This is a genomic window from Brachybacterium ginsengisoli (assembly GCF_002407065.1).
In the GTDB taxonomy this organism is placed as follows: Bacteria; Actinomycetota; Actinomycetes; order Actinomycetales; family Dermabacteraceae; genus Brachybacterium; species Brachybacterium ginsengisoli.
In genome coordinates, this window is the sequence record NZ_CP023564.1 from 3283726 (window position 1) to 3297195 (window position 13470).

The 13470-nt window shown below is 70.0% G+C and carries 11 protein-coding genes; 6 read left to right on the forward strand and 5 right to left on the reverse strand.

The genetic code is table 11. The features are described from left to right. The first annotated feature begins 157 nt into the window (after nucleotides 1-157). Both CFK41_RS14730 and CFK41_RS17985 read left to right on the forward strand, forming a co-directional pair. Nucleotides 158-883: an SDR family NAD(P)-dependent oxidoreductase gene (locus CFK41_RS14730; RefSeq protein ID WP_096800354.1), complete on the forward strand. Its 726-nt coding sequence runs from the start codon at nucleotides 158-160 to the stop codon at nucleotides 881-883. Between the two features lie 229 nt (nucleotides 884-1112). Beyond that, nucleotides 1113-1532, forward strand: coding sequence for a hypothetical protein (locus tag CFK41_RS17985; protein WP_096800355.1), 420 nt, complete (start codon nucleotides 1113-1115; stop codon nucleotides 1530-1532). A 205-nt stretch (nucleotides 1533-1737) separates the two neighbouring features. Here the strand turns inward: CFK41_RS17985 and CFK41_RS14740 are convergent, their stop codons facing one another. Next, nucleotides 1738-2340: a LysE/ArgO family amino acid transporter gene (locus CFK41_RS14740; RefSeq protein ID WP_096800356.1), complete on the reverse strand. Its 603-nt coding sequence runs from the start codon at nucleotides 2338-2340 to the stop codon at nucleotides 1738-1740. Between the two features lie 85 nt (nucleotides 2341-2425). On the opposite strand from CFK41_RS14740, the gene CFK41_RS14745 reads away from it, so the two are divergent. Then, nucleotides 2426-3322 carry an ArgP/LysG family DNA-binding transcriptional regulator gene (locus CFK41_RS14745; RefSeq protein ID WP_096800357.1) on the forward strand — a complete coding sequence of 299 codons (897 nt, stop codon included), beginning with the start codon at nucleotides 2426-2428 and terminating at the stop codon, nucleotides 3320-3322. Between the two features lie 167 nt (nucleotides 3323-3489). On the opposite strand, the gene CFK41_RS14750 is transcribed toward CFK41_RS14745, so the two are convergent. Next, nucleotides 3490-4092, reverse strand: a complete 603-nt coding sequence (locus tag CFK41_RS14750) for a GntR family transcriptional regulator (protein WP_227873105.1) — start codon at nucleotides 4090-4092, stop codon at nucleotides 3490-3492. Nucleotides 4093-4328: 236 nt separating this feature from the next. On the opposite strand from CFK41_RS14750, the gene CFK41_RS14755 reads away from it, so the two are divergent. Further along, complete coding sequence (locus CFK41_RS14755; protein WP_096800359.1) at nucleotides 4329-5639, forward strand: MFS transporter; 1311 nt, start codon at nucleotides 4329-4331, stop codon at nucleotides 5637-5639. 89 nt (nucleotides 5640-5728) lie between these two features. Further along, nucleotides 5729-7210, forward strand: a complete 1482-nt coding sequence (locus tag CFK41_RS14760; protein WP_096800360.1) for a carboxylesterase family protein — start codon at nucleotides 5729-5731, stop codon at nucleotides 7208-7210. A 1167-nt stretch (nucleotides 7211-8377) separates the two neighbouring features. Here the strand turns inward: CFK41_RS14760 and melA are convergent. Beyond that, the gene (melA, locus tag CFK41_RS14765; RefSeq protein ID WP_096800361.1) at nucleotides 8378-9769 is read right to left on the reverse strand and encodes an alpha-glucosidase/alpha-galactosidase; all 1392 of its coding nucleotides are present in this window, start codon (nucleotides 9767-9769) and stop codon (nucleotides 8378-8380) included. A 104-nt stretch (nucleotides 9770-9873) separates the two neighbouring features. On the opposite strand from melA, the gene CFK41_RS14770 reads away from it, so the two are divergent. After that, on the forward strand, nucleotides 9874-10746 hold the full coding sequence (locus CFK41_RS14770; RefSeq protein ID WP_096800362.1) for a helix-turn-helix domain-containing protein: 873 nt from the start codon (nucleotides 9874-9876) through the stop codon (nucleotides 10744-10746). A 25-nt stretch (nucleotides 10747-10771) separates the two neighbouring features. Here CFK41_RS14770 and CFK41_RS14775 read toward each other — a convergent pair whose 3' ends face one another. Then, entirely contained in the window at nucleotides 10772-11725 is a 954-nt protein-coding gene (locus CFK41_RS14775; RefSeq protein ID WP_096800363.1) for an SMP-30/gluconolactonase/LRE family protein, read from the reverse strand. 325 nt (nucleotides 11726-12050) lie between these two features. Continuing rightward, nucleotides 12051-13280, reverse strand: a complete 1230-nt coding sequence (locus CFK41_RS14780; protein ID WP_096800364.1) for an MFS transporter — start codon at nucleotides 13278-13280, stop codon at nucleotides 12051-12053. Between the last annotated feature and the right edge of the window lie 190 nt (nucleotides 13281-13470).

Consider the following 13470-nt stretch of genomic DNA (forward strand, 5'->3'; position numbering starts at 1 on the left):
CGGCTGCAGCGGAGGAGATCGGACCCCTGGCAGCTCGATCGAGCCCGGGTGCCGGACTCCGGGAATCGCTGGGGTCCCCGGCGCGTAGCACCTGGAGGTGGATCACTGCGGTGGCCGCCGACCACGCCACGACCCGCACCCTCGAGGAGCTCGAACCATGCCGACGATCGCGATCATCGGAGCCGGACCCCCGCTCGGCTGCGCCATCGGAAGGACGTTCGCCGAGAAGGGCGGCTTCGACGTGGCCCTGGTGGCGCGCGGAGAGGCGCAGCTCAGCGCCATGACCGAGGCGTTCGCTCGCGCAGGCATACAAGCCGCCGCCTTCCCGGCCGACGTCACCGACCGCCCCGCCCTGGAGGACGCGCTGTCGCAGGCGGAGCAGCGCTTCGGACCGATCGACGTCCTGGAGTACTCCCCCGCCCCGTCCCTGGCGGACCTGGCGCGGCACCCGCTGGTCTCCGCCGTGGACCTCACCGTCGAGGACGCGCTGCCCGCGCTCGAGACCAGCTTCTTCGGCGCGATCACCGCCATCGGCCAGGTGCTGCCCGGGATGCTCGAGCGGGGCAGCGGCACGATCCTCGCCACCACCGGGGCGGGATCGGGGCCGATGGTCGTCCCGCAGGTCGCCAACGCGAACGTCGCGAACGCCGCCCTGCGCAACTGGCTCCTCTCCCTGCACGACTCCGTCACGGACCGCGGGGTGCACGTCGCCCACATCGCCCTCGGCGCACGCATCGGGAGCGGCCGGCCGGCCTCCGAGCCGGATGCGATCGCGGCGCTGTACTGGACCGCGCACCTCGAGCGGACCGCGCCGGAGATCTTCCACTACGACCTCGCCGATCCGTCCGACACCGAGCTCGCCGACAAGTTCCGGACCAGCTGACTCGACGCGGTGGAGGGCTCCGCCGGCCACGTGTACGTGACCTCCGTGAACACGGTGACGAACGCCCAGCTCACCCTCGGCGTGGCCATCCCCCGGGAGGATCTCGTCGATCGCGATGGCGGGCATGCCGGGGGAACCGCTCAGTGCACCGCTAGGGTGACCTCACCGTCCGGCAGGGACGGCAAGGGGCCGCATCCGGCGAGCTCCCGCCTGGTCCTCGAGGAGCGCCATGTCCACCACACCGCAGCAGCCGTCACCTCCGCCGGCCCCTGCCACCTCGTCCGCGGCATCAGCTGCGTCCGCGCCGACGGCAGACGGCCCGGCGCTCCCGAGCAACCCGCTCGGCACCGCCTCGTTCGTGGCGGCGATCCTGATGTTCCTGTGGCGGCTGGCGTCACAGGCGCTGTGGCCGCTGGCCCCGGACGTCCTGCAGAGAATCAACCTGCCGTACTGGATGTTCAACCTGATCCTCCAGGCGCCCTCGGCACTCCTCGCCCTGGTCGCGACGGTCCTCGGCATCGTCGCCCTGACGCAGAAGGGTCGCCGCCGCACGATGGCCATCATCGGCACCACCCTCGGCGTCTCTGCGCTGGTGAACCTGGTCGCAGGCTGGATGGTGACCTTCCTGTCGAGCGCCCTGTTCTACTGACAGGTCGCGTCGCGCGGGCCAGCACGTCGGTCGGCAGCAAGCCGCCCTCCCCGCCCCAGCAGGCCTCACGCTCGACTGCCACCTGACGAACCAGATCACGGTCGACTTCGGGTTCGCCAGCCGGCAGCCGGCAGTCGGCGACGGAGCCGACGCGAACGGCGGGGTCGACGCGGCCGGTGGGCCAGACGACGCCGACGAGCGCGCCTCACCCCACCGCGAGCATCGCCGCGACAGCGACCATCGTCACCGCGACCACCCCGTCGAGCACCCGCCAGGATCTCGCGCTGGAGAGCACCCGGCCCAGCCCGCGCGCTCCGACGCCGAGCGCCGTGAACCAGATCGTGCTGCCCGCGAGCGCACCGAGGACGAACAGCCAGGCGCGGTCGCCGTGGGTGGAGGCGAAGGAGCCGAGCAGGAGAACGGTGTCGAGATAGACGTGAGGGTTCAGCCAGGTGATGGCGAGGGTCGTGGCGACCACGGCACCGAGCCCGCTCCCCCGCCCCGACCCGTCGACCTCGAGCGCTTCGCCGCCGCGCAGCGCCCGACGGGCTGCGAGCGCCGCGTAGCCGAGCAGGAAGGCGACGCCAGCCCAGCGGGCGGCGACGACCAGTCCGGGCACCGCCCTGACCAGGGCTCCGAGGCCGCCGGCTCCGGCGGAGATGAGCACGGCATCCGAGCCGATGCAGACGGCCACCACGGCGAGCACGTGCTCGCGCCGGATGCCCTGGCGGAGCACGAACACGTTCTGCGAGCCGATGGCGATGATGAGGGTGAGGCCGGCGAGGAGGCCGTGGAGCAGGGGTGTCACCTGGTCGACGGTAGGACCGCCGCCGATGAAGCACCAGCGAGCATTCCTGCATCACCTGAAGCAGAGCTTCATCTAGGATCCGGACATGCGCATCGATCCCTCCCTCGCCGAGACGCTCCGCCTCGTGGCCGAGGAGGGCACGCTCGAAGCCGCGGCCCGACGCCAGCACATGACCCCGTCGGCCGTGAGCCAGCGGCTGAAGCTGCTCGAGCAGCAGCTGGGCCAGCGTCTGCTGGTGCGGGCGAAGCCCGTGCGGCTCACCGCGCCCGGCGAGGTGGTGGTGCGCTTCGCGCGCGGCCAGGCTCTGCTCGAGCAGGAGGCGAGCGCGGCCCTGGGACTCGAGGCGCAGGGCGAGCATCCCCGGATCGGGATCGCCGTGAACTCGGACTCCCTGGCCACCTGGTTCGTGCCGGCCCTGGCCGAGTTCGCCCGCGAGCACGACGCCCAGCTGGAGCTGCAGCGCGAGGACCAGGACGAGACCGCGCGACTGCTCACCACCGGTTCCGCCCTCGCGGCGGTGACGTCCTCGCCGCAGGCCCCGCCGGGGTACCGCTCGCTGCGGCTGGGCAGCATCGTCTACGTCGCGGTCGCCTCCCCGGCCTGGAAGGAGCGCTGGGCGGGGCCGACGGGACAGGTCGATCAGGACGTCCTCTCACGGGCTCCGCGGATCGACTACGACGCGAGCGACGACCTGCAGGCCACGTGGCTGCGCCGGGCGGGAGTGGACCCTGCGCTCGCTCCACGGCATCTGGTCCCCTCCACGCATGAGCTGGCCGACGCGGTGGTGGCCGGGCTCGGCTGGGGGATGGTGCTGACGATGCAGGCCGAGCCGCTGCTCGCGAGCGGCGAGCTGGTGGATCTGGGCGGGGAGCCCGTGACCTCGGCGTTGTACTGGCAGGTGGCGAAGGCGCCGTCGGCGCTGCTGGAGGGGTTGACCGAGGCCGTGCTGGCGACGGCGCGGCGGGAGCTGGAGCAGGCGTAGCGGCCGGCGGCCGGCGGCCGGGCAGCCGACGCCGCACGCCGGAGCGCGCGCCCAACTGTCAGCTGACGAACCACACCGGGGGCGAATGTGGTTCGCCAGCTGACAGTCGACGGCATCGACCCCGGGCGCTCGCGGCCAGGCCGGGACGGGGCAACCGGGCGACGCCGTCAGTCACCCTGGAGGACGCCGACGACCCGCCGTTCAGCGCTCACCATGTGCTCGACCAGCAGCTCCGCGAGTCGCTCGGCGTCACCGTCGGCGATCGCGTCGATGATCCTGCGATGGTCGCCATCACCCTGCTCGCGTCCGGAGGCGCTCTGGATGTTGTGCAGCGCGTAGGGCTGAGCCGCCGTGAGCAGCGAGCTGAGGAGCGCGGTCGTGCGCGGACGCTCCGAGAGCTCGTACAGGAGCGAGTGGAAGTCGAAGTTCGTGCGCAGCCACTCTGGTCCCTCGACCGTCTCTTCCATGGCCGCGGCCAGGACTCGCAGGCGCTGGAGCGCCCGTCCCGTCGCACCGTCGATGACCGCCTGAGCGATGGTGGGCTCGATGGCGATGCGCAGCGTATAGATCTCGGAGAGCTCGTCGGGCGTCAGAACCCGCACGGTCGCGCCGACGCCATCTCGGATGGTCACCAGCCCGCGCGCCTCGAGGAGACGAAGGGCCTCGCGCACCGGGTTGCGGCTGACCGAGTACCGCTTCGCGAGCTCTTCCTGCACGAGCTGGTCACCTTCGCGGTAGGCGCCCTCTCGTATGGCCTCGGCGATTCTCATCGCGATCGCATCTGGCGTCACTGGCGCTCTCCTGCTCCGGGTCGCATCGGTCCTGTCCCCGTCGAGATCCAGCGGGGAGCGACACCGGAAGTGTAGTGCTGGGACCCGCACTGCACACCGCCCTGCGGACATTGTCCGCAGTGTCCGCAATCGTGCTATCGTCGGCGCCTGCTCCGGTCGCACTGCGCCCTTGTGATGGCTGTGCCGGAGGTCCCAGTTCAAAGGAGAGACGGACCATGACCTCACCCAGGACCCCGCGCTGGCGACACTTCGCCTGGCTGGTCTTCCTCGCCACGTGCGTACTGTCCTTCGTGGGTTTCGGCCTGACGGTGAACACAGCCAGCATCTTCTGGGGCCCGGTGCAGGAGTCCCTGGGCGTGGATCTGTCCACGGTGACCCTGATGAGCACCGTCTCCGGGCTGGCCGGAGCCATCGCACTGGGCATAGCCTCGCCGCTCTTCGAGCGGATCAACCTCAAGGTCTTCCTGTCGGTGACGGTGGTGCTGCTGGCCCTGGCCTACTTCGCCTCCGCGGGGGCCACCTCGATCTACGTGCTGTACGCCGCGAACCTGGTGCTTGGCGTGACCAAGGCCGTGGCAGTGATGCTCTCGATCCCGATCCTGCTGGGCAACTGGTTCTCCAAGCATCTGGGCATCGTCACCGGCATCGCCGGCGCGATGACGGCGGTGGGCGGAGCCGTCTTCAGCCCGATGATCGGTGCCGTGATCGAGGATCAGGGATGGCGCTTCGCCTACGCCCTGACCGGCATCATCGTCCTGGTCACGCTGCTCCCGTTCACGGTGTTCGTCACGAAGCTGCGACCCACCGGAACCCAGACGCCGTACGGATTCGACCCCGGATCCGCCCCAGGCGAGGCTGCGGTCGCGACCGGCGTCCGCGCCCGCGACGCCTACACCAGCCTCCCTTTCGCCTGCTTCGTGCTCGCCGGAGTGCTCTACCAGTTCGCCGGCTCGCTGGTGCAGCACATCCCGACCTACCTCCATGGCCAGGGCTTCGCTCTGACAGTCGCCTCCGCGATCTTCTCCCTGCTGCTGCTCGGCGCGTCGGTGGGCAAGTTCGCGATGGGAGCGGCCATCGACCAGCTGCGCCCCGTCCTCGCCATCGGGATGTTCACCCTCATCGCTGTGTTCGGGTGGAGCGGCCTGTACTTCTTCGGGACGGAGGGTTCCCTCTCGACAGCGAGCTTCGCCGGCGGCATCGCGCAGGGCATCAACCTGGTCGCCGTCGTGGTGCTGGTCCGTCGGGTGTTCGGCACCCTCGAGTACAGCAAGATCCTCGGGCCGATCCTGATGGCGGGGTCGCTCGCCAATGCCGCCGGAGTCTATGTGCACGGCCTGCTGGTCGACGGCACGGGCGGCTACGGCCTCTCCTTCGTGCTGAACGTGACGATGTTCCTCGCGGCCTTCGGGCTGCTGATCCTGGCGCTGCGACGGAACCCGGGAGGCTCGGTGACACGCGGATCGGCCGACGGGAGCTCTACGGACGCCGACACCGAGTTCGCCACGGGCCCCATCGCTCGGCGATGATCCAAGCTCCGGCTCGACCGAGCCGGAGCTGCATGCCGCCCTAGCGGGAGGAAATCCCGCTGCACCGATCGACCACGGAGGGATGACCGATGACGACTGGTTCGGATGCCGGAGCAGCAGCGACTGCGGGGACCGGAGGTGCTCTCCGTCGGCTGCTCGGCGTGCGCTACGCGACAGCGGAGCGCTTCAGCGCGCCGATCGTCGCCGAGGGGTGGGGTGACGGGGAGCACGGGGAGCACGGGGAGCACGGGCCCGCTCCTTTCCAGATCGAGGACCCGAACCAGCCCCTCGGTGCCGAGCCCGGGGAGGACTGCCATGTCCTGAACATCTGGGCCCCGAGCGAGATCTCCTCGCCCCTGCCGGTGTACGTCGCGATCTACGGCGGCGGGTTCGAGCACGGCTCCGCATCGAGCTGGCCGCTGAACGGCTCCACCCTCGCCGCGACCGGCGAGATGATCGTCGTCTCTGTGAACTACCGAGTGGGCGCCCTCGGTTTCATGACCCTCGCGGCGGCGAGCACCCCGGGGATCGCCCAGGCTTTCCCGGAGGCGAGCAACCTGGGCCTGAGAGACGTGATCGCAGCGCTCGCCTGGATCCAGCGCCACATCGCCGACGTGGGCGGCGACCCGTCACAGGTGACGGTGGTCGGCGAGAGCGCCGGCGGGTTCCTCACCGCCGCGCTGCCCGCGGCCCCGTCGGCGCGAGGCCTCTACCGGAGGCTGGGCGTCTTCTCCGCCGGAGCCTCGCGGATCCTCCCGCTCGCGCACGCCGCCGAGATGGCCGATGGATTCCTCACGGCCCTAGGCGACGATGTGTCGCCCGACGTGCTGCGGAACTGCCCGCCGGAGGAGACCGTCCACGCGCAGGCACAGGTGGTCCTCACAGACATCGGGCTGCGCAACGGGCCTCGTCCGGGAGCTCTCGGCGTGGTCGATGACCATGAGCTCCCTCAGGGTGTGCTCGCCTCGCACCCTGTGGAGGCCTTCGCTTCCGGCAAGGCGGCCGGGACGCCTCTGCTGGTCAGCACCACGCAGGACGAGATCGCCCTGTTCCGCCAGCTCATGGGAGCGCCGTTCGATCCCCCGGATCTCCGATCGATCAGCGATCAGCTGCGCAGCTTCGACATCACCTCCGAGCGAGCTGACGAGATCGTTGCGGACTACGCCGCAGGGATCGCCGGCGGGGATGCCGAGCCCGGTGCGGTCCGCGCCGATGTGCTGACCGATTACATCTACCGCCTCGCAGCCGTGCGCCTGGCAGCCGCCCATGCAGAGGGTGGTGGATCGGCTCATCTGATGCTGATCGGTGGCGCAGACGGGGAGCTCGCCGGCCATGCCGTGGACGTGCCCGCGCTCATGGGCCTTCACTGGCCCGGTGCGAGCGCCGCAGCTCGCCGCCGCGACGGCGAGATCACGAAGGCCCTCACGGACCACGTACTCGGTCGCCGGCACGAGTGGGACCCGGTGCGGCATGACCGGCTGTCCGCCGCGGGCGTCGGGGAGCTGCGTGAGCCGGCCGAGGAGGTCTTCGCACGGATCGCCTCCCGGTGGGAGGGAGTCCCCCGGCCCTGACCTCCGCCACCCGTGCACGCCCGTCAGCTGACAGTCGATGACGGAACGAAAGCAGGGTTGCGGGTGGGCACGGACAGCACGATGGGACGGCAAGGACTGCTTTTAACTGCTGCACCTAAATCAGCCAGAAACCCGAAACGGCGTTTTGATGATTTGGCACACACGCAGCCCCCAAGGCCCCCTGCAGATAGAACCCCTATTTGACGGTTCGGGAGTTCGGCCTATACTTCACTAGCCTCCACTCGACTAAACTTGGACTACCGACTAGATCCGGTCCGGCAAGAGGGACCCAGTCGCCATTTTCGAGATCTAGGTGCAATGGGTCGAAGTTCGAACGCGAAACGCTCCCCGTGTCGTCAAGGTAGCCCGCTAGACCGCAAGCCATAGAGGCTATAACGCCCGCGGCCGCGAGGAGCGAATTTACCGTCTGAGTTTCATGGAGTCGCCAATCCAACACAGGGTCATCCGGGTACGGGGAAGGCGTCAGCGTCCGGACCGCGACAACCGCGGTCATGCGCTCTACGAAATCCACCTCATCTTCGGTGGATGCTTTTCTCTTAGCCAGCGAGTTGCGCATCATTTCAACTTCCCTCTTGGAAAAGAGGGTTATTGATGAATCTTGATGGGCAAAGGAGTGTCAAACCTTCACAAATCGATCCCACACCTCTGCAGCATCAGAGCCTTCCCACCACCGCGTCTGGTTATAGATAGTCCAGAGCTGATAGGCCTCCTTGGAGCCGACCTGAACTCGCTTTCTATATGCTGGCGCGGACGTACGAAGGTGAACCTTCCACGCAGAAATTGGGTCATACCCAAGGAACGACCGCATTAGTTTTCGCACCTCGTCCGCGTTAGGGGTCTGCATTTGCCGAGCAACCGCAGTTTCGAGCAAGACAATCGCGGCAGGCTGGATTCCTTGTGCACGCAGCGCCTCGGTTACAAGTGCTTCCGCCGTCTCCTCTACCGCGCCTACAGAGGCTGCAACCACTGCTCGGTAGAGAGACGATTGCCGGGCGTCAGAGCGTCCCGAATGAGATTTGCGCCCCTTGGCAATCTCGATTAGGTCTGTAACGGTCCGTAGAGCTCTAGATGAACGGTCCAACGCGGGCTGGAGCGGATGCATTGCCATGAAGTCGAGCATAGGCAACGGGTCTCGGAAATTTAGCGTTACGACTCACGCTGCAACCGCTCCGGCAGCCGATCGCGGTGCGCCTCGAGCAGCTCGTCGGTCATCGAGCGGGCGTCCTCGAGCGTGAGCAGCGCGGCGGTCAGCGGGTCGAGCGCGACGGCGTGGTGGACGTTCTCCACGTTCCCCTCGAGGGCGGCGCGCACGGCGAGGGTCTGCACGTTGACGTTGGTGCGGTTCAGCGCGGCGAGCTGCGGCGGGAGGTCGCCGATGGCGGTGGGCTGCACGCCGCGGGCGTCGACCAGGCAGGGCACCTCCACGCAGGAGTCGGCCGGGAGGTTCGTGATGAGCGAGCCGTTGTTGGGGACGTTGCCGTGCACCACGCTCGGGGTGCCCGAGACGATGGAGTTGGCGATGCTGGCGCCGTACTCGACGCTCGGGGCGAGCTCCGCCTTGAGCTTCTCGAGCTGCGCGTCGATGTCGCCCTGGTCGTCGTGGGCCACGCAGATCTCGTAGTAGTCCCAGCGCTCGGGGATGAACTCCCGGGCGAGCTCCGGGGTCTTGCGGAAGTAGGGCAGGTACTCGGAGGCGTGGTGGCTGGACTCGGTCTGGAAATAGCCGAAGGCGTTCATGATCGAGGTGCGCACCTGCTCGTTGCCGCCCTCATAGGTGCTGGCGGCATCGGCCGCACCGGAATGGTCGCCGTCGTCCCCGGCGAGGTCGTCGGCGCCCTGGCCGCGGCGATGCTTCGCGGCCATCACCTCGCGGACCTTCGGGTACAGGTCCTCCTGGCCGTGCATGAACTCGAGGATCCAGGCCTGGTGGTTGATGCCGGCGCAGCGGTAGGTGACCTCGTCGTAGGGCACGTCGAGGGTGCGGGCGAGCATGCGGGTGGTGCCCTGGACGCTGTGGCACAGCCCCACGGTGCGCAGGCCCTTCGCATTGAGGTACGCGGTGGCCATCGCCATGGGGTTGGCGTAGTTGATGAAGGTGGCGTCGGGGCACACCTCGAGGGCGTCGGCCGCGATCGCGTCGTACGAGGCGACCGAGCGCAGGAAGCGGAACACGCCGCCGGGGCCCACGGTGTCGCCCACGGTCTGGTCGATCCCGTACTTGCGCGGGATCTCGACGTCGTGGCGGTAGGACTCCACGCCGCCCACCTGGAAGGTGATGATGACGATGTCCGCGCCGTCCAGCGCCGCCCGTCGGTCCGTCGTCTCCTCGACCGTGGTCGGGAAGCCGTGGTGGGCGACGAGCTCGCGGGTCGCGGCGGCGACGGGGCCGAGCTTGTCGGGGTTCACGTCCATGAGGGTGAGGGTGGAGTCGCGCAGCGCGGGGAAGGAGAGGATGTCCCCGATGAGGCGGAAGGGGAACACGAATCCGCCGGCGCCGATGAGAGTGATCTTGGGGTTCTTCACGAACGTCGTTGTCATGGTTCCACGCTAGGGGCGCACGGTGCCGGAGGTCTGCCCGGATCCTTGGCGAGAGTTCCAGGATCCTGCGGTGGCGAGCCGAGGTTCTGGGCTACGGTGACGCCATGACGCAGTGGCCGCTCAGCGACACGGTCGAGGAGATGCCGCCGGGGCTGTGGATCCGGCGGGGCTCCCCGCCGGCGATGCTCTCGATGCATCGCCACGACGACGTCGAGATCAACCTGGTGCTCGACGGCCAGCTGCACTACCTCTTCGGCGGCCAGCCGCTCACGATCCGCGAGGGCGAGATCGCGGTGTTCTGGGCGGCGCAGCCCCACGGCCTGGTCGGCTCCCGCACCGGCGACATGTGCTGGGTGCACGTGCCCTTCAGCCTGTTCCTCTCCTGGGGGCTCCCGGAGGCGCAGACCGCTCCCCTGCTCAGCGCCCAGCCGCTGATCACCCATGCCCCCGACCTCGCCGAGCGCATCGCCCGCTCGGCCGAGCGCTGGGGCGAGGAGGTGGGCGGCGCGGAGCCCGGCGGCGGGGACGACGACGTGGGCGACAGCGCCCAGATCGCCCTGCTGGAGATCCAGGCGGCGGTGCGCCGCGTCCTGCGGACCTCCTCGCTCGCCCACCCGGAGCCGTCGGCCGACGGGCCCGGCTCCGTGCCCGCCGCACGACTGCGGCAGGTCAGCGCCATGGCGCAGTTCGTGCGGGACAACCACCGCTCGCCACTGGCGATCGCGGACATCGCAGAGGCCGTGCACCTCACGCCCTCGCACGCGATGACGGTGTTCCGTCGCACCGCCGGGGTGACCCTCGGCGACTACGTGACGATGTGCCGGGTCGCCGAAGCGCAGCGGCTGCTGCTGACCACGCCGATGACGGTCACCGAGATCGCCGAGGCCGCCGGGTTCGGGTCGCTGAGCAGCTTCTACGCGCACGTGAGCGCGGCGTGCAGGATGACGCCGCGGGAGTATCGGAGGCAGGGACGGTGACCAGCTGTCCGCCCGGCGCCCCGGGTCACCGCCCGGCGCCGGCCCCCTCGACCCGCGCTTCCACCGCATCGCGCGCGGTGGTGCGGATCCGGTAGATGCTCGTGCTCGCACAGATGTACAGCGTGCGGCCGTCGGCCCCGCCGAAGCAGCAGTTGGCGACCTTCTCGGGGACCGGGATCTCGCCGAGCTTCTCGCCGTCGGGGGTGAACACCTGGATCCCGCTCTCCGAGGAGCTCCACAGGTTCCCGTCCGCGTCGACCCGGAACCCGTCGGGCAGACCGGGGTCCACCTCCACGAGGGTGCGGCCGTTCTTGGCGTGGCGGCCCTCGACCACGTCGTAGGCGTGGATCTCGTGACCGCGGGGGCGGTCGGGGTTCGGATGCTCCGCATCGGCCGGGGAGAGGGAGGAGTCCGAGATGTACAGGACGCTCTCGTCGGGCGAGAAGGCCAGGCCGTTCGGCGCCTCGACGTCGATGACCACCGGGGTCAGCGAGCCGTCAGCCGGGTCGAAGCGGAACACGTACCGGTCGCCGTACTCCTCCTCCCCCGCATGCCCCTCCACGGGGCGCTTGATGCCGTAGGCGGGATCGGTGAACCAGATCGTCCCGTCGGACTTCTCGACCACGTCGTTCGGGGAGTTCAGCCGTGCCTGCCCGAACCGGTCCACCAGGACCTCCGGGGCGTAGGGCGCCTCAGGGTCCGAGGCACCGCGGTCGATCTGCACGGCGCGGCGGCCGTGCGAGCACTCGATGACGGCGCCGTCCGCGGCGAGGATGCGGCCGTTGGTGAACTCCGCGTCCGTGCTGACCTCGACGACCGCCCCGTCGGCCTCCGCGATCTCGACCACGCGGTTGCCGGGGATGTCGCTGAAGCGCAGCACGCCGCGGGCCGGGATCCAGGCCGGGCCCTCGCACCAGGTGAAGCCGCTGGCCACCTTCTCAAGCTGGGCGTCCGGGGCGAGCAGTGCGTCGAGGGTCATGGTCCTGCCTTCGGTGGGAGGGGTGGCCGGTCGGGGTGCGAGTCGGGCGTCGGGCGTGACTGCCGTGTCAGGCCGACGACCCTGCGGAGCTCGTCCACGCGAGCGTAGCCCGGTGAGGGATCCCTGGACGGGCGCATCCGCAGCTCGTCCGGATGCCCCGCCCGCACCTCCCCGGCTACCCGGCGGTCATGCGCGGTTCTGATCCATTTTCTGGTTCAGGACCGCGCATGACTCGGCGGTAGCGGCGAGGGATCGACCGAGAAAGCTCCGCCCGGAGCTACCTGAGCTGCCTGATCCGCCGCCTGCCTCCGCGCGGAGGCCTGACCTAGGCCGCCGGCGGCGCGGGCGGGGTGCCGCCGGGCGGCTTGTCCTCCCCCACGTTCACATCCACCCGCCGCGCCGCCACGGCGCTCACGCCCAGGCTGAGCGTCAGCACCCAGAGCACGCCGCTGCTGCCCATGGTCCCGGCGACGCTGCCGGCGATCGCGGGCATGGCGGTCTGGGCGAGCCGGTTGCCGGTCAGGCGCAGCGACATCATGCTGCCGCGCAGGCCGGGCGGGGCGATCGCCGCGACCCAGGCCATCGTGATCGGCTGGGCGAGGCCCAGGCCCAGCCCGAGCGGCACCATGAGCAGGGCGAGCACGAGGACCAGGTCGACCAGCGGCACCGCCGCCATCGCCGCGACGGCGAGCAGCACAGTGCCCAGCAGCAGCCGGTTCGGGCCGAACGCGAGCTGCATCGGCTCGAGCAGGATCCGGCTGGCCATGGAGGTCGCGGCCCGGATCACCAGCAGCAGGCTGACCGTCCCGGCGGTGTAGCCGCGCTCGAGGCCGAGCACGGGAAGGTACACGGTGAACACGTCGATCGCCGCCAGGACGATCCCGCTGATTGCGATGGCCGAGGGCAGGCCCTTGAGCCGCAGCAGCTGCCCGACCGCGAGCCGCGACGGCGCCCCCTCCTCACGGGACGTGCTCCGTCGCGGCAGGAGCAGCACGATCGGGATGGCGCAGGCGCTGAGTGCGAGCACCACGAGGAAGATCGCCTGCGTGTCCGGGATGGTGCGGCCGGCGCCGAACAGGGCGATGAGGCCGGGGGCGAAGGTCTGGCCGATCGCGCCGGTGAGCGAGTAGTAGGCGAACGCGGCCGAGAGCCGGGACCGCGGCACCAGGGCGCCCACCATCGCCTGCTGGCCGATCGCCGCCGCAAGGTGGGAGGCCCCGAGCAGCACGCTCGCCGCCGCGAGCACCCAGACCCCGTGGCCGATGCCCGCGATCAGGGCGATGGCGAGGACCATGCCGAGGGGGCCGGCCAGCATCAGCCGCCGCTCCCCGACCCGATCGCTGAGGGTGCCCAGCGGGATCGCGATGAGCAGCGGGACCAGGGTGAACGCGCCGGCCAGGACGCCGATCAGAGTGCTGTCCAGACCGATCTCCAGCGCGCGGTAGGAGATCGTGGGGCGGACCACGAAGATCGTGCCCTGGGTGATGACGGCGTGGGCCATCAGCGGGATGAGGCTGCGCGGCAGCCGACGGGCGGGGTCGGAGCGCCGTCTCATCCGACCATCACGACCCCTGACTCCTGACGACTGCGGACGTTCCCCGGCATCGGCCCCCGAGCGGCGGCCGCCCTGCTCGTGCCCACCGGCCCTCGTACCGTAGGCGCGGGCTTCTCACGGAGGCAAGCGGTTCTCAGGGCGGGGCCAGCCGCCGCTCAGGGCGAGCCGTCCCGGCACCCCCACGGTTCCC